At 44.6% G+C, this 23,041-nt stretch carries 22 protein-coding genes; 17 read left to right on the top strand and 5 right to left on the bottom strand.

Going from position 1 to position 23,041, the window contains the following annotated elements; all coding sequences use genetic code 11:
* Nucleotides 1–62: 62 nt before the first annotated feature.
* Both radC and ACI3E5_RS09855 read left to right on the top strand, forming a co-directional pair.
* Entirely contained in the window at nucleotides 63–755 is a 693-nt protein-coding gene (radC, locus tag ACI3E5_RS09850; protein WP_005225154.1) for a RadC family protein, read from the top strand.
* A 199-nt stretch (nucleotides 756–954) separates the two neighbouring features.
* Nucleotides 955–1,155 (top strand): cold-shock protein, encoded by a 201-nt coding sequence (locus ACI3E5_RS09855; protein ID WP_005225155.1) that lies wholly within the window; start codon nucleotides 955–957, stop codon nucleotides 1,153–1,155.
* Nucleotides 1,156–1,299: 144 nt separating this feature from the next.
* Here the strand turns inward: ACI3E5_RS09855 and rnjA are convergent, their stop codons facing one another.
* Together rnjA and ACI3E5_RS09865 are read right to left on the bottom strand one after the other, a co-directional pair.
* Nucleotides 1,300–2,979 carry a ribonuclease J1 gene (gene rnjA, locus ACI3E5_RS09860; RefSeq protein WP_005225156.1) on the bottom strand — a complete coding sequence of 560 codons (1,680 nt, stop codon included), beginning with the start codon at nucleotides 2,977–2,979 and terminating at the stop codon, nucleotides 1,300–1,302.
* A 1-nt stretch (nucleotide 2,980) separates the two neighbouring features.
* Entirely contained in the window at nucleotides 2,981–3,193 is a 213-nt protein-coding gene (locus tag ACI3E5_RS09865) for a DNA-directed RNA polymerase subunit epsilon (RefSeq protein WP_005225157.1), read from the bottom strand.
* Nucleotides 3,194–3,594: 401 nt separating this feature from the next.
* Here ACI3E5_RS09865 and ACI3E5_RS09870 point away from each other — a divergent pair, with 401 nt between their 5' ends.
* From ACI3E5_RS09870 to ACI3E5_RS09880, 3 genes are all read left to right on the top strand, one after another.
* Nucleotides 3,595–5,328, top strand: coding sequence for an ABC transporter ATP-binding protein (locus tag ACI3E5_RS09870; RefSeq protein ID WP_010747462.1), 1,734 nt, complete (start codon nucleotides 3,595–3,597; stop codon nucleotides 5,326–5,328).
* Nucleotides 5,325–7,082 carry an ABC transporter ATP-binding protein gene (locus tag ACI3E5_RS09875; RefSeq protein ID WP_005225159.1) on the top strand — a complete coding sequence of 586 codons (1,758 nt, stop codon included), beginning with the start codon at nucleotides 5,325–5,327 and terminating at the stop codon, nucleotides 7,080–7,082. Before ACI3E5_RS09870 ends, ACI3E5_RS09875 begins: the two co-directional genes overlap by 4 nt.
* Nucleotides 7,083–7,144: 62 nt before the next feature.
* The gene (locus ACI3E5_RS09880; RefSeq protein WP_005231095.1) at nucleotides 7,145–7,738 is read left to right on the top strand and encodes a gamma carbonic anhydrase family protein; all 594 of its coding nucleotides are present in this window, start codon (nucleotides 7,145–7,147) and stop codon (nucleotides 7,736–7,738) included.
* Nucleotides 7,739–7,799: 61 nt separating this feature from the next.
* Here the strand turns inward: ACI3E5_RS09880 and clpP are convergent, their stop codons facing one another.
* Complete coding sequence (gene clpP / locus ACI3E5_RS09885; protein ID WP_005225161.1) at nucleotides 7,800–8,390, bottom strand: ATP-dependent Clp endopeptidase proteolytic subunit ClpP; 591 nt, start codon at nucleotides 8,388–8,390, stop codon at nucleotides 7,800–7,802.
* Between the two features lie 175 nt (nucleotides 8,391–8,565).
* On the opposite strand from clpP, the gene ACI3E5_RS09890 reads away from it, so the two are divergent.
* The 6 genes from ACI3E5_RS09890 to glnA all read left to right on the top strand — a co-directional run bounded on the left by ACI3E5_RS09890 (nucleotide 8,566) and on the right by glnA (nucleotide 14,285).
* Entirely contained in the window at nucleotides 8,566–9,084 is a 519-nt protein-coding gene (locus tag ACI3E5_RS09890) for a hypothetical protein (protein WP_005231097.1), read from the top strand.
* A gap of 223 nt (nucleotides 9,085–9,307) precedes the next feature.
* A complete protein-coding gene (locus ACI3E5_RS09895) occupies nucleotides 9,308–10,057 on the top strand; it encodes a glycerophosphodiester phosphodiesterase (RefSeq protein WP_142973623.1) in 750 nt (249 codons plus the stop codon).
* On the top strand, nucleotides 10,054–10,971 hold the full coding sequence (gene miaA / locus ACI3E5_RS09900) for a tRNA (adenosine(37)-N6)-dimethylallyltransferase MiaA (protein ID WP_498821606.1): 918 nt from the start codon (nucleotides 10,054–10,056) through the stop codon (nucleotides 10,969–10,971). Before ACI3E5_RS09895 ends, miaA begins: the two co-directional genes overlap by 4 nt.
* The gene (gene hflX / locus ACI3E5_RS09905; protein ID WP_005225165.1) at nucleotides 10,968–12,212 is read left to right on the top strand and encodes a GTPase HflX; all 1,245 of its coding nucleotides are present in this window, start codon (nucleotides 10,968–10,970) and stop codon (nucleotides 12,210–12,212) included. Before miaA ends, hflX begins: the two co-directional genes overlap by 4 nt.
* Before the next feature lie 292 nt (nucleotides 12,213–12,504).
* Nucleotides 12,505–12,885 carry a MerR family transcriptional regulator gene (locus tag ACI3E5_RS09910; protein ID WP_005225166.1) on the top strand — a complete coding sequence of 127 codons (381 nt, stop codon included), beginning with the start codon at nucleotides 12,505–12,507 and terminating at the stop codon, nucleotides 12,883–12,885.
* 59 nt (nucleotides 12,886–12,944) lie between these two features.
* Entirely contained in the window at nucleotides 12,945–14,285 is a 1,341-nt protein-coding gene (gene glnA, locus ACI3E5_RS09915) for a type I glutamate--ammonia ligase (protein ID WP_005225167.1), read from the top strand.
* Between the two features lie 317 nt (nucleotides 14,286–14,602).
* Here the strand turns inward: glnA and ACI3E5_RS09920 are convergent, their stop codons facing one another.
* Nucleotides 14,603–14,992: a YxeA family protein gene (locus tag ACI3E5_RS09920; RefSeq protein ID WP_060792935.1), complete on the bottom strand. Its 390-nt coding sequence runs from the start codon at nucleotides 14,990–14,992 to the stop codon at nucleotides 14,603–14,605.
* Nucleotides 14,993–15,226: 234 nt separating this feature from the next.
* Between ACI3E5_RS09920 and ACI3E5_RS09925 the strand changes: the two genes are divergently transcribed.
* From ACI3E5_RS09925 to ACI3E5_RS09935, 3 genes are all read left to right on the top strand, one after another.
* On the top strand, nucleotides 15,227–15,829 hold the full coding sequence (locus ACI3E5_RS09925; RefSeq protein ID WP_005225170.1) for a LysM peptidoglycan-binding domain-containing protein: 603 nt from the start codon (nucleotides 15,227–15,229) through the stop codon (nucleotides 15,827–15,829).
* A 153-nt stretch (nucleotides 15,830–15,982) separates the two neighbouring features.
* Complete coding sequence (gene nagB / locus ACI3E5_RS09930) at nucleotides 15,983–16,684, top strand: glucosamine-6-phosphate deaminase (protein ID WP_142973621.1); 702 nt, start codon at nucleotides 15,983–15,985, stop codon at nucleotides 16,682–16,684.
* A gap of 232 nt (nucleotides 16,685–16,916) precedes the next feature.
* Nucleotides 16,917–17,627 (top strand): MgtC/SapB family protein, encoded by a 711-nt coding sequence (locus ACI3E5_RS09935; protein WP_034858162.1) that lies wholly within the window; start codon nucleotides 16,917–16,919, stop codon nucleotides 17,625–17,627.
* 61 nt (nucleotides 17,628–17,688) lie between these two features.
* Here ACI3E5_RS09935 and ACI3E5_RS09940 read toward each other — a convergent pair whose 3' ends face one another.
* On the bottom strand, nucleotides 17,689–18,513 hold the full coding sequence (locus ACI3E5_RS09940) for a DUF92 domain-containing protein (RefSeq protein ID WP_142973620.1): 825 nt from the start codon (nucleotides 18,511–18,513) through the stop codon (nucleotides 17,689–17,691).
* Between the two features lie 136 nt (nucleotides 18,514–18,649).
* On the opposite strand from ACI3E5_RS09940, the gene ACI3E5_RS09945 reads away from it, so the two are divergent.
* The 3 genes from ACI3E5_RS09945 (at nucleotide 18,650) to glpK (ending at nucleotide 23,041) form a co-directional block, all read left to right on the top strand.
* A complete protein-coding gene (locus ACI3E5_RS09945; protein WP_096742272.1) occupies nucleotides 18,650–19,957 on the top strand; it encodes an NAD(P)/FAD-dependent oxidoreductase in 1,308 nt (435 codons plus the stop codon).
* Nucleotides 19,947–21,389, top strand: a complete 1,443-nt coding sequence (locus ACI3E5_RS09950) for an AcpB/EbpR/MafR family transcriptional regulator (RefSeq protein ID WP_142973619.1) — start codon at nucleotides 19,947–19,949, stop codon at nucleotides 21,387–21,389. The genes ACI3E5_RS09945 and ACI3E5_RS09950 overlap by 11 nt, the downstream gene beginning before the upstream one ends.
* A 131-nt stretch (nucleotides 21,390–21,520) precedes the next feature.
* Nucleotides 21,521–23,041 carry a glycerol kinase GlpK gene (gene glpK / locus ACI3E5_RS09955; protein WP_005225176.1) on the top strand — a complete coding sequence of 507 codons (1,521 nt, stop codon included), beginning with the start codon at nucleotides 21,521–21,523 and terminating at the stop codon, nucleotides 23,039–23,041.

Genomic DNA, 23,041 nt, shown 5'->3' on the forward strand with positions numbered 1-23,041 from the left:
GATTCATGAAATACTCTCTCCTTTGCGTATCTTTTATTAGACCGACGCAAAGGAGTTTTTTTATGATCAATGAAACAGTGATTCCCCAAAGCTCGTTTCCCCGAGAGCGTTTAGTAGAATATGGAGTCGATGCCCTTTCGAATCAAGAATTATTGGCCATTTTGCTGCGAACTGGCTCACGTCCTCTGAATGTCCTCGAGTTAGCGGCCAGTGTCTTGAATCGTTTTCAAGAATTGTATGAATTAAAGCAAGCGACGATCGATGAATTACAAGAAATTCGCGGCGTCGGACAAATCAAAGCCATCGAGATCAAAGCGATGGTTGAATTAGGTGTGCGAATCCAGCGCTCCGCTCAACCAAAGTACGGTAAGGTCAACTCTAGTATGGCGATCGCCCATCAGTTGATCCAAGAGTTGAAGGATTGTCGTCAAGAGCATTTACTAGGGCTTTATTTGAATACGAAAAATGAGATCATTCAGAAAAAAACGATCTTCATCGGATCGTTGAATCAGTCGATCGCTCACCCACGGGAGATTTTTCATTGGGCGGTACGTTACAGTGCCGCCCGAGTGATCGTCGTCCACAACCATCCCAGCGGCAGTCCCCAAGCCTCAGAGGCAGATCTGCTGTTTACACGCCGCTTGATCAAGTGCGGAGACTTGATGGGGATCGACATATTGGATCATTTGATCATTGGCGACAATGCCTATGTCAGTTTGCGAGAAGAGGGGCTGTGGCAACAGGAAGACGTGTGAAAATAAGCCGAGTTTGCGAACATTATTAAAAATAAAGGTGAATTGTCTAATCGTCTGTCTTGCAAAAAAATACGGGCAAGTGTAAAATATTATTGTAATTTTGTTTGCTGAATAGATGTTGAAACGCACGTTAGGCCTCTATCGCACAAAGGCAATGTTACACACAATTAAGTGCTTATGCACGAGGAGGTTTTTTTTAATGGAACAAGGTACAGTAAAATGGTTCAATGCTGAAAAAGGGTTTGGTTTTATCTCTCGCGAAGACGGTACAGACGTATTTGTACACTTTTCAGCGATCCAAGGTGAAGGATTCAAAACTTTAGAAGAAGGTCAAGCAGTAACTTTCGACGTGGAAGATTCTGATCGTGGACCTCAAGCAGTTAACGTAAACAAAGCGTAAGCTTTCAAACAAACTGCCAGTAAGAGCACTTTGAAATCAAAAACCCCAAAAGACCATCCATTCGATGGTCTTTTTTTTTGCTTTTTATAACGGAAAGGAAAAAGGGTAGTTCTCAGTAACCTGAGACTACCCTCGCATGTGAGACTATAAATCGTCCGGCGTCATGATCATCGAAAGGATCATTGGATGACGCTCGGTTTTTTCAAATAGGAATGGCTGTAACGCCGAAGACATCGCTTCTCTTAATTTGTGTTCTGTTGGGTCTGGTTGGTTCAAGACTTCCCGCAATGCACGGAAGAGGATCTGCTGTGCTTCGTTGATCATCTCGCCAGATTCCCGCATATAAACAAACCCACGAGAAAGGATATCTGGTCCAGCAAGGACTTCTTTCTTCGCCACATCGACTGTCGCGACAGCTAAGACGAGGCCTTCTTCTGAAAGAATGCGACGATCTCGTAAGACGACATTTCCGATATCACCGATACCGCTGCCGTCAACATAAACATCATTGGCATTGAAATGACCAGCCAAGCGAGCGGTATCCGCTGTTAAGGCCAACATGTCACCATTTTCCATAATGAAACAATTTTCTTTTGGTACACCGACATCTTGTGCCAACTGGGTGTGGATGTTCAGCATCCGAAATTCCCCATGGACAGGCATAAAGAATTTTGGCTTCATTAGACGCAACATCAGTTTTTGTTCTTCTTGGCCACCGTGACCAGAAGTATGGATGTTGTTCAATTTGCCATGGATCACGTTTGCGCCAGCTTCCAACAATAAGTTGATCAGCTGATTGACACTCGTGGTATTTCCTGGGATCGGTGAGCTTGAGAAAATCACGGTATCATCTGGGTGAATTTGGATTTGACGGTGAGTCCCGTTGGCAATCCGACTCAAAGCAGCCATTGGCTCTCCTTGAGAACCCGTACAAAGGATCATGGTTTCGTTTGCAGGCAAACGGTTGATCTCATGAGATTCCACAAAGGTTCCATCTGGCACCTTGATATAGCCAAGGCGCTGTCCGTTGACGATTGCATTTTCCATACTGCGTCCAAAAACGGCGATTTTACGTCCAGTCGCAACCGCCGCATCTGCAGCTTGTTGGAGACGGAAAATGTTGGAGGCAAAGCTGGCAAAAATGATCCGACCATCGATTTTTTCAAAAATCTTTTGGATCGAGCTGCCGATCGTTTTTTCTGATTTGGTAAAGGTCGGAATTTCTGCATTGGTACTATCGGAAAGGAGGCAAAGGACGCCTTCTTCACCAATTTTTGCCATTTTGTGCAAGTTTGCTGGTTCGCCCACAGGCGTAAAGTCAAACTTGAAATCGCCAGTTGCGACGATATTGCCAGAAGGCGTTTTGACAACGACACCTAAAGCATCAGGGATACTGTGAGTCGTTCGAAAGAAGCTGATGGATGTTTTACGGAAACGAATCACCGTATCTTCATTGATTTCGTGTAATTCCGCATCCCGCAGTAAGCCATGCTCATCTAATTTGTTGGTAATCAAAGCAAGTGCCAAGGGTCCCGCATAGATCGGGATATTGGCTTCCCGCAACAAGTAAGGGATTCCGCCAATATGGTCTTCGTGACCATGAGTGACGATCAAGCCTTTGACTTTCGGTAAATTTTGAACGATGTAGCTATAATCGGAAATGACATAGTCGATCCCAAGCAGTTCATCTTCGGGGAATTTGATTCCCGCGTCAATTAAGATGATCTCATCTTGGAATTGAACCCCATAACAGTTTTTTCCGATTTCGCCAAGTCCACCGACGCCGAATACGCCAGTCTCATTATTTTTCAGCGAAACTTTCATCTTAAAACTCCGCTAATTTGAAATCAGCGTTTTCTTTTTCGTAAGCTAAATGTTTTTCATCTAGTTCTTGAACGAACTCGATGTTGTATGGGGTATTTTGTTCAACCAGACGGCGTGCGATCACTGCATCGTCTGCTTCAATGTACAAAGAGTGGGTTTGTTCTCTCTTTGGGTTGCGGTCTTTTGTTTCTTGGTAATAAATTTTGTAAATCATATCTTTTCTCCTTTATCTGCTTTTCGCAGTAGTCTATTTGGTTGATGAATTCGCTGCATCACAAAATCGAGGTCCGAATAAAGTGACCTGAAAAGAAGGCTTCGAGAGCCGCTGCATGCTTTTTTCAGACAATCGTTGTGAGAAAAAAGAGAAAGCCTCGTCTTTGCTTTCCAAATGTCGTCATAAAAAATTCACCGGGTTTGTAAGTCGTTCCACTACAAGTATCCCTAGTTTATCACAGAAAAACGAATAAGTATAGAAACACGTCATTTTGAAAAGGCTTACTGAAAGAAAATGAAAGGACTATCGCTGAAGTTTGCTTTTTTTCGTTGAAAGTGCATTACAATAAGAATATTCCTATGCTATAGTAGAAGTAATGAAGTAAAAAAGGAGGGGATTTTTTGAAATTAATGTGGCACTACACGATGAGAAACAAGAAACTGCTGGTTTTTAATTTCATCTGTGTTTTTGGTTTTATTTTGATTGAATTAGGTTTGCCGACGTTATTGGCAAGAATGATCGACAAAGGGATCGCCGCTGGTGATCGCGACTACATATGGAAAATGGGTGCGGCGATGATCGCGATCACCATTGTGGGGATCACGATGAACATTTTGTTAGGCTATTTCACGTCACGTATCACCACTAACATTGTGGCAGATATTCGTGACGATCTTTTTGAAAAAGTCCAAGGCTATTCACATACCGAATATGAAAAAATCGGGGTTTCATCATTGATCACCCGTGTGACCAATGATGCGTATCAAATCATGCTGTTTATGCAAAGCATCTTACGGACAGGTTTAATGACACCCATGATGTTTGTGGTCAGCTTGTACATGGTCATGCGGACAAGTACACAACTAGGGTTGTATGTTTTGGGGGCATTGCCGATATTGCTGATGGCCGTCATCGCCATTGCCAAAATCTCGGAACCCTTATCCACTAAACAACAAGCCAATCTAGATAAAATCAATGGCATCTTGCGGGAAAATCTCTCTGGTTTACGAGTGATCCGTGCCTTCGTCAATGAAAAATTTGAAGAAAAACGCTTTGGCAAAGTCAACCAAGCCTATGCTTCTAGTTCTCGCAGCTTGTTTCGCTTGATGGCAACGGCACAACCAGGCTTTTTCTTCTTATTCAATATCGTGATGATTTTGATTATTTGGACGGGAAGTATTCAAATCGATCAAGGGCAACTGCAGGTCGGTGACTTGATTGCATTTATCGAATACATCTTCCATGCGCTGTTTTCTTTCATGCTGTTTGCGACTGTCTTTACGATGTATCCACGAGCGGCGGTTTCTGCTCGTCGAATCCAAGAAGCGTTAGATGCGACTTCTGAAATCAAAGAGCCAGAACAGCCAGTGACAGAAACTAAGACGAAAGGCTTCTTGGAATTCAAAAATGTTACCTTTGCTTATCCGGGACATGCGCAAAGTCCAGTGATCCGTAATGTTAGCTTTACCGCTTCACCAGGGGAAACCGTGGCGTTTATCGGTAGTACTGGAAGTGGAAAATCAACCTTGATCCAATTGATCCCACGTTTTTACGACGTCAGTGAAGGCCAAGTCTTGGTGGATGGTGTTGACGTTCGGGATTACAGCTTAACGACGTTGCGCAACAAGATCGGGTTTATCCCTCAAAAAGCGTTGCTATTTACAGGGACGATCGCAGAAAACCTACGCTATGGGAAAGAAGATGCCACGCAAGCAGAGCTGGAACGAGCAGCCGAGATTGCGCAAGCGGCAGATTTCATTTCTCGCACACCAGATGGCTTTGATGCTCACTTGGCAGAAGGCGGAACCAACTTCTCTGGCGGACAAAAACAACGCCTAGCGATTGCCCGTGCGGTGATCCGCCAACCAGAGATCTATATTTTTGATGATAGTTTTTCTGCATTGGATTACCAAACGGATGCAAAATTGCGGGCACGCTTGAAAAAAGAAACCACAGAATCGACCGTTTTGATCGTTGCTCAACGAGTAGGAACGATCATGAATGCCGATAAGATCGTCGTCTTGAACGAAGGCGATGTGGTTGGCATCGGCACCCACAAAGAACTGCTGCAAACTTGTCCAGTATACTACGACATTGCGGCGTCACAATTATCAGAGGAGGAGTTGGCACAATGAAAGCAATCTCTTCTTTAAAACGGTTAGGTGCTTACATCAAACCGTACAAAGTACAATTTATCCTAGTCTTGCTGTTTACTGTTGCAACCGTCGGCTTCAATGCGGCAATGCCGTATGTTTCTGGATTGCCAACGACAGAGATCAGCCGCAACATCGCCGCTGGCGAAGGCGTTAATTTTGATTACGTGATCCTTTGCTTGATCTGGATCGCAGTCGTTGGTGTCGGTTACTGTTTCTCACAATTGATGTCAGGGCTGCTGATCACCAACGTTGTCCAATCTGCGATGCGAGATCTGCGGCAAGACATTGAAGAAAAAATCAATCGTTTGCCCGTTTCTTACTTCGACCGCAACCAACAAGGGAATATCTTGTCACGGGTGACCAATGACGTGGATGCCGTCAGCGGTGCAATGCAGCAAGCCTTGATCGGGATCGTCAATGCCTTCTTAGGAATCGTTATGGCGGTTTCCATGATGTTTTACATCAATACCTACATGGCGTTGGTTTCATTGATCATGATCCCAGCCTCCTTATTGATTTCTCGCACGATCGTCAAAAAGTCGCAAAAAGACTTCCAAGGCATGCAAAATGCGTTAGGGGATCTGAACGGCTACGTACAAGAAAACATGACTGGATTCAGTGTGTTGAAAGTGTATGGACGGGAAAAGCAAACACTTGAAGGGTTTAAAAACGTTAACCACCAGTTGCGCTATTACGGCTTTCGTTCTGCCTTTGTGTCAGGCTTGATGATGCCGCTGGTGCAAATGACCGCTTACTTTACCTATATCGCAATGGCAGTCATGGGGAGCTTTTATGTGATCAGCGGCGTGATCGTTGTTGGTCAGCTGCAAGCGTTCATTCAATACATTTGGCAAGTCAGTCAGCCAATGGGGAACATTACCCAGCTGTCTTCCGTCTTGCAAAGTGCCTCAGCAGCAGCAAAACGGGTCTTTGAAATCCTAGATGAGGAAGAAGAGCCAGTCAATCAAACGGATATCCAATTGCCAGAACAAATCAGAGGCGACGTGACCTTTGAACATGTCGGCTTTGCCTATGATCCGAAAAAACCGTTGATCAAAGACTTGAACTTTGAAGTCAAAGCTGGACAAACCGTGGCGATCGTGGGACCAACAGGTGCTGGGAAAACCACTTTGATCAATTTGTTGATGCGTTTTTATGATGTCAATGAAGGGGCTATCAAGATCGACGGCATCGACACGAAGAAGATGGAACGACACGATGTTCGGTCACTGTTTGGGATGGTTTTACAAGATGCATGGTTGTACGAAGGCACGATCGGCGACAACATTCGCTTTGGGAAATTAGATGCCACCGATTATGAAGTCGTTGATGCAGCGAAAACCGCCAATGTCGATCACTTCATTCGCACGATGCCAGACGGCTACGAAATGATCATCAACTCTGAAGGGGACAATGTCTCCTTGGGGCAAAAACAATTGTTGACCATCGCTCGGGCAGTCATCTCTGATCCGAAGATCTTGATTCTCGATGAAGCCACCAGTTCGGTGGATACCCGCTTAGAAGCGCTGATTCAAAAAGCAATGGATAAAGTGATGGAAGGTCGTACCAGCTTTGTGATCGCCCATCGTTTGTCAACGATTCGTGAAGCAGATCTGATCTTAGTGATGGATCAAGGGTCGATCATTGAAAAAGGCAATCACGAGACCTTGTTGGCAGCTGGCGGCTTTTATAGCCAACTGTACCAAAGTCAATTTTCAGAAGAAGCCGAGTAAACCCAAAAGAGCGTCCAGTCTGACTGGCGCTCTTTTTGCATTGTCGCAAGGGTGGTGCTATAGTGAAAAAAGAAAGCGCAGATCCGTTTATGGATTGGAAGGAGAAGTTGATGGACAAAGAACAATCAGGGAATGAAACCCACAAAACAGTTTCGCCAGCCTCGTTGCAAGGAACACCTTGTTTTGTGGCGAAAAATGCGACGATCGTAGGAAACGTGACTCTAGGAAAAGAGAGTACGGTCTGGTTTCAAGCAGTGATTCGAGGCGATGCCAATCGCATCGAAATCGGCGCGCGTACCAATATTCAAGATGGAACGATCATTCACGTTGATCACGATGCCCCGACGATCGTGGAAGACGATGTGACTGTTGGGCATCAGTGTATGCTTCATGGCTGTACCATCAAAAAAGGGGCGCTGATCGGCATGAGCTCGATTGTTTTGAATCATGCAGTGATCGGTGAAAATAGTTTGTTAGGTGCTGGTTCGCTAGTAACGGAAGGAACCGTCATTCCGCCCAATGTGTTGGCGTTTGGTCGTCCTGCACGAGTGATCCGCCCGTTGACAGAGGAAGAAATCGCCAAAAATCAGGCAAACATCACGCATTACGTGGAAAATGGGTATGCTTACCAACAGGGCGAATATGGTGAAGTCTGACGCCGAACCAAAAGACGCAAAAAGGTGTACGAATTGCTTCGTACACCTTTTTTATGCAAGCTTATTTCAATTTGTTTGATTCCATGATCTCGTCGATCAAGCCGTAATCTTTGGCTTCTTGTGCGGTCATGAAGTTGTCACGATCGGTGTCGCGTTCAATCACTTCGATTGGTTGACCAGTACGTTCTGACAAGATTTTGTTCAGACGTTCGCGGGTTGCCAAAATGTGGCGGGCAGCAATTTCGATCTCAGTTGCTTGTCCTTGTGCGCCACCTAATGGTTGGTGAATCATGATTTCTGCATTTGGTAACGCAAAGCGTTTGCCTTTTTCACCAGCGGTCAATAAGAATGAACCCATAGAAGCAGCCATCCCCATAACGATGGTTTGGACATCGGCTTTGATAAAGTTCATCGTATCAAAGATCGCTAGACCAGCAGTAACGCTTCCGCCAGGCGAGTTGATGTACAAGTAGATGTCTTTTTCAGAATCTTGCGCGTCCAAGAATAAAAGCTGAGCAATGATCGAGTTTGCTAAGTCATCGGTTACTTGACCACTCAACATAATGATCCGGTCTTTTAATAGACGAGAATAGATGTCATACGCTCTTTCACCGCGAGATGATTGTTCAATGACTGTAGGAATTAAATTCATAGTGATAGTCCTCCTAAAAATCGTTATAGATATAGTTTAGCATAAAGTTTTCGCAATATCTAAGAGATAGTATACCGATTAGGTCAAGAAAGGTCAAATAAAAAGTTCGTTATCTTTTTTGCGAAACTTTCAAATATGATACAATATGAAAAAAGGAATGAGGAAGGATCGAAGAATGGCAGTAGCAATAGCAGGTTTGATCGGCGTCTTAGTGGGCGCATTGTTAGTAACCATCATTTTTAATTTACGCATTCGGTATGAGGAGCAAAAAGAAAAACAACGCCGTTTGTTGGAGCATAAAGTCAAAGAAATCGAAACGTTGGTTTTATTGAATCAAAAAATCAGTGAGATTCTACAAAAACGGGTCATGCTGATGGATGAGTATGTCAGCTTTGATGCCTTTGACGACTGTTATATCACCATCGATGATTTTGCCTATCTACAATCTTTTGCGGCGCAAAACAGTTTTTATCTACCGAATTTTTTCTTGGAAGAATTTTTCAAAAAAATCGGAACACGTCGGGTGATTTTATCCCCAGAGGAAACGGTTAAAATCGGTGGGTATACCTATAAAGGCGGTCGGATCATTATGGAAAATTTCCTTGATCAATTAGTCGAAATGGTCAATGAGCGCAAAACCCAAATGAAAAACATGACGAGCGAACCGTTGACCTATTTTTCAAAAACGATTTGATTCTACTGGTCAGCCGTTTTCCTTGGTTAAGGCAACCAAACCAGAGTATCGACGGTTGCGCTTTTTTAACTGATCACACACACTCTTACTGCGATCATAGTAAGGGTGTTTTTCTTTGACCGAAACAAAGCGTTATTATTCATTAAGAGGATCGAAACAAACAGAGGCTTTTTGGTTCTAGTAGATTCCATGGTAAAATAAAGAGTGAGAATGGAGTGAAAGAATGATGGTACAAATCGTTGCCCACCGCGGGAGTAGCGGCAACCGACCTGAAAACACGCTACCAGCATTTGCGGAAGCGGTGCGGGTCAAAGCTGATATCATTGAGTTAGATGTACATCTATCAAAAGATGGCGGCTTGATCGTCATGCATGATGAAACGGTTGATCGAACGACCAACGGCAAAGGTCGGATCTGTGACCTGACGGTTGCTGAACTAAAAGACCTCAATGCTGGTAGCTGGTTTTCTGAAGAATTCCAAGCCGCCAAAGTCCCCACGCTAAAAGAAGTGTTGGATTTACTTGCAGCGAAGAATTATCGTGGCATTTTGACGATCGAATTAAAAACCGATCATTATGAGTATGAAGGAATCGAAGCCAAAGTATCCGACTTATTGAATAGCCAAGAATGGCCCTTTACTCATTGGTATTGTTCCTTCAATATCGAGACCTTGGATCGGATGCATGCGATCGAACCGGGTGCTACCCTTGATTTTATTATGGGACGCGGGGAAGACAAACCACCGTTGGCGCTCAGCCGACCGTATATCGAAGGAATTCATCCTGCCTATCGCTGGGTTCAAGAGACAGCAACGGTCTTAACTGATTTTCCGATCGCGATCCGTCCGTGGACTGTCAACGAAGAAGCGGCGATTCGCACCTGCTTGGCTCTGGGGTTGACGGGGATCATCACCGATTTTCCAGAAAAAGCTCGGGCAATTGTGCAACAGGTCCGCGAGGAAACAAAAGGATGAAAAAAGTCTTAGTAATTGTGGGACCGACCGCAGTTGGCAAAACCGCCTTGAGTATCCAGTTAGCCCAAAAATACCAAGGGGAGATCATCAGCGGGGATTCCATGCAAATTTACCGTCAGTTAGATATCGGTACCGCTAAAGTGACGAAGGAAGAAATGGCAGGGATTCCTCATCATTTGATCGATATTCGTGGGATGACGGAAGCATACTCTGCCGCTGATTTCCAGCAAATGGGGCGTGAAGCCATCGAGACGATCCAGCAGCAAGGAAAGCTGCCGATCGTTGTAGGGGGAACAGGGTTATACATCCAAGCGCTTTTGTATGACTTTCGTTTAGGGGCAGAAGAAGGCGACCCAACGATTCGTCAGCGTTACGAACAAGAAGCAGCAGACATCGGCAAAGAAGCTTTATGGCAAAAGCTGCAGGCGGTCGATCCCTTGGCAGCAGCGAAGATCCACTACAACAATGAGCGGAAAGTGATTCGTGCGTTGGAGGTTTTTGAAACGACTGGCGAAAGTATCGCTGCACCAAAAGAGACACCACAAGCTTTGTACGATTTCTTCATGATCGGGTTAACCACTGAGCGAGAAGTGTTATACCAGCGAATCAATCAGCGGGTGGACTTGATGATGGATCAAGGCTTGATCGAAGAAGCAAAAGCTGTTTTGCAGTATCCAGAAACGCAAGCCGCTAAGGGGATCGGCTACAAGGAATTTTTGCCCTATTTTCAAGGGCAGGCCACATTTGAGGAGACCATTGAGCAAATCAAGCAAAACTCACGCCGCTACGCCAAGCGGCAGCTGACGTGGTTCAATAACCGAGCACAGCCCCGATGGATTGATTTAGTGAGGCAACCTGAAGAACAACGTACCCTTGAAACAGAAATCGACCAATGGTTGGAGGAGAAAAGATGAGCCAAGAACGTGTGATTCTTGTCGGAGTAGAAACGGAGAAAAACTATCTTCATTTTGATTCGTCAATGAAAGAATTGAAAAGCTTAACAAAAACCGCCAATGGTGAAGTTGTTTTTTCACTGGTGCAAAAACGGCAGCAAGTCGATCGACAAACCGTGATCGGCAAGGGGAAAGTTGCGGAATTGCAGCAGTTGGCAGAAGCACATGAAGCAGATCTAGTGATCTTCAATCATGAACTGACACCAAGGCAAAGCCAGTTGATCGGTGATGCGCTAGAAGTGCCAGTGATTGATCGCGTTCAGCTGATCCTTGATATTTTTGCGATGCGTGCCCGTTCCAAAGAAGGAAAGCTGCAAGTAGAATTGGCGCAGCTGGATTATTTGCTTCCACGCTTGATAGGGCAAGGAAAGAACATGTCTCGGCTAGGGGGCGGAATCGGAACGAGAGGGCCAGGGGAAACCAAGCTGGAGACCGATCGTCGACACATCCGCAACCGCATCACCATCATCAAACGGGAATTGAAGGAAGTGGCAGCCCATCGAGACCGAACACGCCAAAAGCGCAAAGACAGCCAAGTCTTTCAAATGGGCTTGATTGGTTATACCAATGCTGGAAAATCAACTATTTTAAACATTTTGACCAGTGCGGATACGTATGAGCAAGACCAGTTGTTTGCGACACTCGATCCTTTGACGAAACGCTGGCGGATGCCAGAAGGATTCGAAGTCACCATTACCGATACGGTTGGTTTTATCCAAGAATTGCCGACCCAATTGATCGATGCGTTTCATTCCACACTGGAGGAAAGTCAAAACATGGACTTCTTGCTGCATGTCGTCGATGCCAGTTCCGAAGAACGGGTCCAGCAAGAGGAGACCGTCTTAAAATTAATGGAGGAACTTTCTTTGACCCAATTACCGATGTTGACGGTCTACAATAAGGCGGATCGCATCGACGCCGATCAGTTTGTCCCAACGTTATTTCCCAACGTCTTGATCTCGGCAAAGAGTACCAAAGGCAAAGAACGCTTGACTCAGGCGATCAAAATGGAATTGATGCAGATCATGCAGCCTTATCATCTGGTGCTGCAAGCCGATGAAGGCAATGCGCTGAATCGTTTAAAACGGGAGTCGCTAGTGTTGAGCAATGCCTTCGATGAAGCAACACAGACCTATCATATCAAAGGATTTGCGCTGGAGGATACCTATCCACTACGCAGAATGGCGCAAGAACAGGAATAAACAGAAAACGGTGCAGCTGATGCACCGTTTTTTTTTGTGGTGACAAAATTATGGAAGTATAAGTGGTTTGACTTCCTTCAAGTGCAAAACCCGAACATTTTTGGCTAAGGCAACATTTCTTCCAGAAAAAGGACTGCTTGAACATGCGATCAAATCAAGGACTCAGTGGAAAAATCAAAAAAATTTGCATTCATGTCACTTTTTCTAACATGAGGGGTTGACACGCAAAAAAAGAATTGGTATAGTTTCCATAAAGTTACGCAGCATCATTGAAACGGAGGGGAGCCAAGTTATGCGGGAAAAAGAATTGCGGCGCTCAATGTCAGTCTTTCCTATCGGAACAGTCATGAAATTGACCGATCTCACCGCCCGTCAAATTCGTTATTACGAAGAACAAGAATTGATCCACCCGGAACGCAGCGATGGCAATCGACGAATGTATTCGCTGAATGATATTGATACCTTGCTAGAGATCAAAGACTATCTTTCCGATGGACTGAACATGGCGGGAATCAAACGAGTATATGAAATGAAAGTTGCCAAAGAAAAAGAAGCGAAGAACAAGCCGCCGCTGACCGATGAAGATGTACGTCGAATTTTTTATGATGAACTCTTGGCTCAAGGTGGATTGAATCAACAACAGCCATACCAGCAAAAAGGTCCACGAATGTAGAGCACTTGTAGATCATTGCTGTGATATAAAATAAGAATTGGGAAAAAGGAAGGGATACTATGCCAAAATTTGAAAGAACTGCCGAAGACATCAAACAAATCGTAAAGGATGAGAACGTGCGCTTTTTACGCTTGATGTTTACTGACATTTTAGGAACGAACAAGAACGTTGAAGTACCTGTAAGTCAATTAGATAAAGTACTGGAAAACAAAATGATGTTTGACGGTTCTTCTATTGAAGGATTTGTCCGTATTGAAGAAAGTGACATGTATCTGTATCCTGATTTGTCCACCTGGATGATCTTCCCTTGGGAAAGTGAACATGGCAAAGTGGCTCGTTTGATCTGTGATATCTACAATCCAGATGGCACCCCATTTGCAGGCGACCCTCGCGGCAACTTAAAACGGGCATTAGCTGACATGCAATCCCTTGGTTTTACTTCTTTCAATCTTGGACCAGAACCCGAATTTTTCCTATTCAAATTAGATGAAGCAGGCGAAATCACAACTGAATTAAACGACAAAGGCGGCTACTTCGATTTTGCCCCAACCGATCTAGGGGAAAACTGCCGTCGCGATATCGTATTAGAATTAGAAAGCCTTGGCTTTGAAGTTGAAGCGTCTCACCATGAGGTGGCACCAGGGCAACACGAGATCGACTTTAAATATGCGGATGCAGTGGAAGCATGTGACAACATCCAAACCTTCAAGCTTGTCGTGAAAACCATTGCTCGTAAACACGGCTTGCATGCGACCTTTATGCCAAAACCATTATTCGGTATCAACGGTTCAGGCATGCACTGCAACATGTCCTTGTTCAAAGGTGATGAAAATGTCTTCTTTGATGAAGAAGGACCAATGCAATTAAGCCAAACAGCGTATCACTTCTTAGGCGGTTTGATCGAACACGCCCGTGCTTACACGGCTGTCTGCAACCCAACCGTCAACTCTTACAAACGCTTAGTGCCAGGTTACGAAGCGCCTGTATACGTGGCATGGTCAGGACGCAACCGTTCACCATTGATTCGGGTGCCAGAATCAAGAGGCTTGTCAACGCGTTTGGAATTGCGGTCGGTTGACCCATCCGCTAACCCATACTTAGCAATGGCTGTTTTACTGCAAGCAGGACTTGATGGCGTTAGACGTGAGTTGACACCACCACCAGCTGTCGACCGTAACATCTACATCATGAACGAAACAGAACGTGCAGAAGCACAAATCGAAGATCTGCCATCAACGATCCACAATGCCATCAAAGCATTGCGCAAAGACCAAGTGATGATCGATGCCTTAGGCAAACACATCTATGCCAACTTTGTCGAAGCAAAACGATTAGAATGGGCAGCCTTCCGCCAAACAGTCTCCGAGTGGGAAAGAGAACAATACTTGGAACTCTATTAAAATCGCAAAAAAAGCCGCTAGAGATAAACAATCTAGCGGTTTTTTTATGATGGCACCAGCTTGTATCCTCTTGATTCTGGTTTTTATTTATTTCCGATCATCAATAGCTGCTTGATCAAAGTTTGATAAAAAAACCATTGCGAAGCTAGAGCGGTTCTGTCTATAAGAAGCGTAACTCTTGACCATTGGGAAAAATCAAAAAATACCAGTCGGGCGAGGACTGGTAAGAGGAAGAAAAATAGTTTTGGTATAAAGCTAGCATAGTCGGTCAAAGTAAAATGAACCTTAAAAAGTAGAAAGTTTCTTGTAAGAAGTCCTTATTCGTCAAAGGTTTCCAGCTCAGACAGTATTTTTGCGGGGACTTCTGATTGAGGGACTTCATTGGGACCAGAAATGATGCGGGTCTTACTGATTTCTGCTTTGACTAAAGTATTTGGAGCCAATGGTTTTACATTTTCGCCCGTCAGGTCATAGGTCATGAGTTCTTTTTCACCATTTTTCTTTACGAATTCAAAGGTGTATTTGTAGGTAAAAGAGCCATCGATTTTTTCACCAGAATCGCTGTAGGTCTGTGTCTTTTCAGGGACTTTGTTGGGTGTGATAGCATAAGCCGTGATACCGCGATAAGTTGTTGCATAGTACGTGTAGCCGAAATAGCCGGCTACGACAATAATCAAAACGCCAAGCGTTACTAGTAGTTTTTTCATGGGTGTCATTCCTTTCCATTACTAGCATCACTATAGCATGTGGCCACTAAAAGCACTCATCGAAAGGGATAACAATATTGTAAGTTTAGCATTTTTGAATAAAAATCCTGTAACTTTCTGTTTAACAATTGTGATAATGAAAAATATTTCTGAAACCTTCCTGCAATATTGTAATGTTATTCTCTTACTTGTGCCCGATAGCGGGACAAATAATCAAAAGAGAGGTTTTTTCATTTGAAAAAATTTGCATTTACAGTTGTTGCAGGATTTGGTTTATTCGTTGGCGGAACAGTTGTTTCAGCAGCAGAACAAACCCATGTTGTCAAACCAGGAGACACTCTATCTGGGATCGCTGCTACTTATCAAACAACGGTCGAAGACCTTTTAGCTTTAAATGATTCGATCGAAAATCCAAATATGATTTTTGATGGCGAAACATTGTTGGTTTCTAACGATGGCCAATCAGTAGAAAACAAAGAAACAAGTACGAAAGAAAGCACAGAAAAAAGTGAGTCTACAGCGACTGCTAACGTGAGTCAAACCCGTTCAAGCGTTCCTGGTGCTGGTTCTGGTGTCTTGAATCCAGTGGATGGGATCAATTACTTCAATGGTGTGAGAGAATCGTACTACTCACAAAAAGTCTTGCCAGGAGGCGGATTGAATATCCCTGGTCGCCATGTAGCATCAGACGGAACCATCCGTGATGCCGATGGGTACATCGTTGTTGCCAGTGATAATCAACCGAAAGGATCGACTGGTCAATCATCTTTAGGTGCCTATAAAGTCTATGACACAGGTGTCGGTCATAGCGGTATTGATGTTTATACGAATTGGTAAGCAAGTAGAATACGAGTAGAGACGAGCGCATTTTAGAGCTCGTCTTTTTTTGATTGGCGAGAAAAAATCGTCATCTGGTCTAGACTAATTATTGTAATCAAACACAACCTGTGGTATTATTGGACTATACCAAATAGAAACGGAGCGCTGATCATGGAAATTATTCGCGTTAAAGATGCTGCTCAAGGCGGAAAGAAAGCTTTTGAATTGATTCAAGAAGGTATGGCAAATGGTGCCAAGGTCCTAGGTTTAGCAACAGGAAGCACGCCAGAAACCCTTTATGCAGAAATGACTGCCAGTGAAGTTGATTTTTCAGAAATGACTTCAGTCAACTTAGATGAATACGTAGGACTAGGCGGCGAAGACGAACAAAGCTATCGCTACTTCATGAATGCTCATTTATTCAATAAAAAACCATTCAAAGAAACCTTCGTACCAAACGGCAAAGCGGAAGACTTAGAAGCAGAATGCCAACGCTACGATAGCGTGATTGCGGATCACCCAGTTGATATCCAAATCTTGGGTATCGGTCAAAACGGACATATCGGCTTCAACGAACCTGGTGCATCCTTTGAAGGAACGACCTCAGTCGTTGATTTGACTGAATCGACCATCAATGCCAACAAACGCTACTTTGATAAAGTCGAAGACGTCCCAACGACGGCAATTTCAATGGGGATCGGTTCGATTATGCAAAGCAAAAAAATCATTTTGATGGCATTTGGCGAAGTCAAAGCGGATGCGATCCAAAAAATGATTGAAGAACCCGTAACCAACGAATTACCAGCTTCTGTTTTACAAAAGCATGATGACGTGATCGTGATCATCGATGAGGCTGCTGCCAGCAAGCTGTAAAACAAAATCAGCCCTTTTCAGAAATAAGTCAGAAGGAAAAATGAGCCATCCTCGCAGCTTCCCCCTGCGCTTGTGCAGTAGCGCCAGCGCAGCTGTGAGCAATGGTTTGTAGCTTACTTGCTTATTTTCTGAGGGGGCTTTTTTTATTTGACTGATTCGGCGCTGTTTTTTTCTTTTTTTCATCAGAGATGCTATAGTTAAAAGAGAGAATACGAAGAAAAGAGGGATGCAAATGGTTGATATGCATTTATCCATTCCTGAAGTAGCGCTGAGATTGCTGCTGGCAATGATCATGGGAGGAGCGATTGGGTACGAGCGGCAATACAAAAGCCGACCAGCTGGTCTTAGAACCCATATCTTGGTTTGCATGGGAGCTTGTGTCATTGCCCTGATCCAAGTGGAGATCGCCACAGGTGCCATGCGAGATGCGCTGGATCATCCAGATTTAGCAGGCGTGATTCGTTCAGACGAAGCACGATTGATCGCACAAGTCGTCAGCGGGGTCGGTTTTCTAGGCGCTGGAACGATCATTGTGACGAAGCGCTCGGTGACGGGGTTGACGACGGCTGCTTCCTTATGGGCGATCGCAGGTTTAGGAATTGCCATCGGGATGGGCTTTTACACCATCGCATTAAGCAGTTTTATCGGGATCTTCTTTGCATTGACGATCGTTAAGCGGATCGTCCGCGTACCGACAGCAAAAAAATTAGAGATCCAGTACATCCATCGCACCGAGACCAAAGAGTTTTTGACGGAGTACTTCCAAGAGAAAAATATCGTGATCGAAGATGTCAATTTTGATGTCAAATTTATGGAAGACTATCGCATTTATACCAACATTTATACGATTGATCTCCCCCGAGGGCTAGGCTTTTCTGAAGTGATCGAAGAATTGTCTGTCTACAAAAATGTCACGAAGATCCGCTTAGTGGATATTGCTTAATCGGTATTGAGTCAAAAAGCAGCAAGACACCTCACATTAGTGACGTGCTTTGCTGCTTTTTTTATGATGCGGTAGACATTTTTAAGTAAAAGAAACATACAGTCAAAATAACGATCACTATTGAACTCAGCAAATTGACCCCTTCATTCGTTACAAAGGAAAGACCGCCGACTTGCTTGGTGGCAACGTCGTGGTAGACTTTTTTTTCGGTGTATTGGTGACAGACAGGGCATTGATAGTGCACCTGAATCGTTGCGCCCAGTAAGCTGTCCAAGAGACTACCGCCAAAGCCTAAAGCAGTCAAGGTCAACCAGAGATCAAAGGAGAACGGCTTGCCGTTCAACCATAAGGCTGCTGCGAATAAACCAGTGATGGCGAGACTCCCTGCTAGGGAAGCGGCAGTTCCCAACCAACTGACACCACCGGAAAGTCCTGGTGGTAATTTTTTTCCCGTTAGTAAGTGACGCGGTGGACTTGGACTCAGCACGCCGATTTCTGAGCCCCAAGTGTCAGCCGTACAGCTAGCGATTCCCGCCACAAATCCCCAAAGGAATAGCGGTTCTTTCGTCCAAAAGGCAAGCAGTAGCGCAAAGATGCTTGGTGCGATGTTCGCAAAGACTTGTTTTGCATCACGGCGAGCACCTTTGGCAAGCACAGCTAACTCTGGCTGACTGCGCATTTTCTTTAAAAGACCAATGATGCCAGAGCTGGCAAAGAAAAAGCCAATCAAAAAGATGCTGTACCACGGACCAAAGCCAATGACCAGTGTGCCGCAAAGAATCGCAGCCAGTGCGCCAGAAACAGTCAGCCACTGAAAGACGAATGCTGCCGCTGCAACGAATATGCTGGCAAACAATCCCAGCATGAATTGATAAAAGAAAACCATTTGAACACTCCTTTGCGTATAGTGTAGCATAGGTCTCATTTATTTTACCGCAGTTAACAAAAAAATAGTCAGCCTGATAGCTTTTTACTCGTCAAATGAGAGCGTTTCATTTAAGCTAAGGGAGAGAGGTGATCCAATGAAAATCATTATCATAGGCGGGTCCTTTGGTGGTGTCAGCTGCGCCCGTGAAGCACGCCGATTATACCCTGACGCAGAGATTTTATTGATAGAAAAAAAAGCCCATCTTGGGTTTGTTCCAAGCGGTTTGTTATTGCTGATCGAAGGCAGGATCGCATCGCTGGAAGAAGCATTCTTTTGTACGAAGGAGCAGCTGGAGGCAGAAACGATTGACGTTGCCTTAGAAGAAACGCTTCTGGAGATTTTTCCTTCGGATCATCGGATTCGAACGGATAAGCGAGAACTAAGTTATGATCGACTCGTCTTGGCAGCAGGCTCCAGTCAAGATTCCACTGTTTTGCCACAACCAGAAGAAGCACTACTGACCTACAAGGAATATGAGGCAGCCAAGCATTTCTTGCAGCAATTGCCCCAAGCAGAGTCGATTACCATCGTAGGTGCTGGTCAAGCGGGGATGGAAGCGGCGAATACCTTGACTGCGATCGGAAAAAAAGTCAGTGTGATCGAATCAATGTCATATCCTTTATTCAAGTACTTTGATCACGATTTTTTGCAGCCCTTTTTAACGGAGATCGAAAAAATCCCCAACTTGCAGCTGCATTGGTCCAAGCCAACTTTGGCAGTCGTTAAAACGGAAACAGGCTTTCGGATCGAAACCGCCGATCAAGGCTATGAAAGCGATCTGGTATTGACGACAGTCAACGTTCATCCTCGCTTGCCAGAGGCATTTGCGGTCTTTGAATTACACAGTGATCAAACCATCTGGACAGATGCCTACTTGGAAACTTCTGCCACGGATATTTTTGCGGTCGGCGATTTGATCCAAATTCCAAATGCTATTACGAAAGATACGGTCTATATGCCCTTAGTCAACAATGCTGTTCGCTCAGGGATCGCAGCAGCTCGTAATCTGGCAAGCAAAACCACCCCGTTTCGTGGCGGATTGCGGACAGTCGGTACGCAACTGTTTGAATGGTACTTAGCAAGCACCGGCTTGACCGAGTCGGATCGGTTTTTCTTCGAATCTCCGATCGTCTGTCATGCGTTTACTGCCGCCAGTTCCTTGTTTGATCCAACACAGGTTCATGGAAAAGTGATGATCGAACAAGCCAGCGGCCGAATCGTTGGTGCGCAGCTTTTATCAAAAGCCAATATTTTGGAAAAAATCAATTTACTAGCGTTTGCGATCGAGCAGCAGGCAACGATGGAGGAGTTGACCCAAAAAGACTTTTTCTTCCATCCACGGTTCACTAATGTAATCGACGAAACTTTTCTGTGGTCGGGAAGTGATGCCGATGAGACTTGATCAGTTATTAGAAAAAAAAGAAGCAAAGCAATTGCAGCTGCTCAAAAAGCTTTTACTGGTGGGCGGAAAAATGGAGCTGCACGAGCTGGCGAGCTATCTTGGCATCAGTAAGCCTTCCTTGGAAAAATATGTGGAGGAGTTGCAAGATGAGCTGGCTCACTACCAAGAGCAGTGTCGGTTGTATTATCGAAAAGGTGTCCTGGTCTTTGAAATGAGTCCCACTTTTTCCCTCAATCAAATCGAATGGGCGTTTTATCGGTCAGCATTGAAATTTCAAATCCTCGAGCATCTTTTGCAGCATCAAGAGGTGACCACTGTCCAGCTGGCACAAAAATTAGCGGTCAGCGAGTCATCCTTGTTTCGCAAAATCAAAGAGCTAAATGGCTTGCTAGCAGAATTCGAGTTAGAGATCTGGCAAGGAAAGCTGATTGGGGAAGAAACGCAAATTCGTTATTTCTATTTTGAACTCTTTTGGTATGTCCATTCTTTCGACAGTCAGCCGCTGCCGATCGATGAAAAATACGTCGGTCTGATCACACGTGGTCTGAACATGACCTTCACGAAAGAAGCCCAACAGCGCTTGTCCCTATGGCTGAGGATCATGAAGGTGCGACTGAAAATTACTACTCAATCCTTTCAAGTCTTACGGGAGAAAATGGTACCCTACACGAAAGATCCTTTGTTTCAGCAATTACGGGAGTTAGTATTTCGTGGGTTTGGCCATTATGCATTAGAAGTCAGAGAAGAGGAGGCGATGCTGCACTTTGTCTTTTTACTGTCGTTCTCGGTGTTATCCGAACACGATCTGCAAGTGTATATGCTGCAGCGTTCTCGGTTTACGCCAACTGCCTTGACGGATACCTTGATTTTGGAACATATTTTGCATCTCTACCGCCCATCGTTTGTTCCCCGTGAAATCGAAGCCACTTGTTATGGTCACCTGCTGCAGATCCACAGCCGCGTGTATTTTTTCAAAGGGGATGTGGAGGTTTTTGATCGAGAAAATATTTGGCAGTTAGAAGCGCAGCTATCCAGTCGTAACATCCAGCAAATCAGTCACGAACTATTGGATAAGGCTTTAGCAGAGCTTGATATCAAGCCATCTGATAAAAATAGTTTGTTGATGATGACGATGGTCAAATACTTGAGCGTGATCACGATCATCGATTATCAAATCAATCGGGAGTTTCGCGTCGGGATCGCTTTGAAAATGGATGAACTGTTTAGAGAAGCCCTCTACTATATGTGGCTGCTGTATCTCAAAAATTTGAATGGCGTAGTCGTGGAACGCTATCGCCCGGAACAAGAATATGATTTGATCTTGGCAAATTATGCTATCGATACGAAAACACCGACTTATCGAATCAGTGAACTAGGTACCGCTTATGATCGGGAAACGATCAAAAAAATGATCCGCGAACGCTTTCAATAGTGGATTTCGTCAATTTCTTAGAAATTTGAAAAAAAATTGACGAACCACATAGCGAAAGTTCGGCTAAAATAAAAGCAAGTCAGAAAGCGCTAACAAGAAGAGCGTATAAAAAACTAAAGGGAGCGAATCAAATGGCAGAAAAAAATTATGTAATGGCGATCGACCAAGGAACCACTAGTTCAAGAGCAATTATTTTTGATCGTAACGGGAAAAAAATCGGCAGTTCACAAAAAGAGTTTCCGCAATACTTTCCAAAATCGGGTTGGGTAGAACACAACGCCAATGAAATTTGGAACTCTGTCCAATCAGTCATCGCAGGGGCATTTATTGAATCAGGTATCCGACCAGAAGCAATCGCCGGCATCGGGATCACCAACCAGCGTGAAACGACAGTGGTTTGGGACAAAACGACAGGCCAGCCGATCGCAAATGCAATCGTTTGGCAATCCCGCCAATCTTCACCGATCGCTGACCAATTAAAAGCAGATGGCCATACAGAGATGATCCATGAAAAAACTGGGTTAGTCATTGATGCGTATTTCTCAGCGACCAAGGTGCGCTGGCTTTTAGACAATATCGAAGGGGCACAAGAAAAGGCGGATAATGGCGAGCTACTTTTCGGAACGATCGATTCATGGCTTGTGTGGAAACTGACAGATGGGCAAGTCCATGTCACCGACTACTCCAATGCTAGTCGGACGATGCTTTACAATATCCATAAATTAGAATGGGATCAAGAAATCTTGGATCTTTTGAACATTCCAAGCTCGATGTTGCCAGAAGTCAAAAGCAACTCAGAAGTCTATGGTCACACCCGCAGCTACCATTTTTACGGCAGTGAAGTACCAATCGCTGGAATGGCTGGGGACCAACAAGCCGCCCTCTTTGGACAAATGGCCTTTGAAAAAGGCATGATCAAAAATACTTACGGCACTGGGGCATTTATCGTCATGAATACGGGTGAAGAACCACAATTGTCTGACAATGACCTACTGACGACCATCGGGTATGGCATCAACGGCAAAGTCTATTATGCCTTAGAAGGAAGTATCTTCGTTGCTGGATCAGCGATCCAATGGCTGCGGGACGGTCTACGAATGATCGAGTCTTCTCCGCAATCAGAAGAAATAGCTGCCAAAGCAAAAGGCGATAATGAAGTGTATGTGGTGCCTGCCTTTACTGGATTGGGCGCACCTTATTGGGATTCAGATGCAAGAGGAGCCGTCTTTGGCTTGACTCGTGGGACGACGAAGGAAGATTTTGTTCGGGCAACATTGCAAGCTGTTGCGTATCAATCAAAAGATGTCATCGACACGATGAAAAAAGATTCTGGCATCGATATCCCATTGCTGAAAGTCGATGGCGGTGCAGCCAAAAACGATCTATTGATGCAGTTCCAAGCGGACATTTTAGACATTGACGTGCAACGAGCTGCGAATCTGGAAACAACCGCATTAGGTGCAGCTTACTTGGCAGGGCTAGCGGTTGGCTTCTGGAAAGACTTGGATGAATTGAAATCAATGGCAGAAGAAGGGCAAATGTTTACACCAGAAATGCCAGCAGAAGAAAGAGACAATTTGTACGAAGGCTGGAAACAAGCGGTGGCAGCTACTCAGACCTTCAAATTCAAAGCGAAGAAAGAAGGCGAGTAA

The sequence above is a fragment of the Candidatus Enterococcus avicola genome (genome assembly GCF_047470845.1).
GTDB classification, from domain to species: Bacteria; Bacillota; Bacilli; order Lactobacillales; family Enterococcaceae; genus Enterococcus_D; species Enterococcus_D casseliflavus.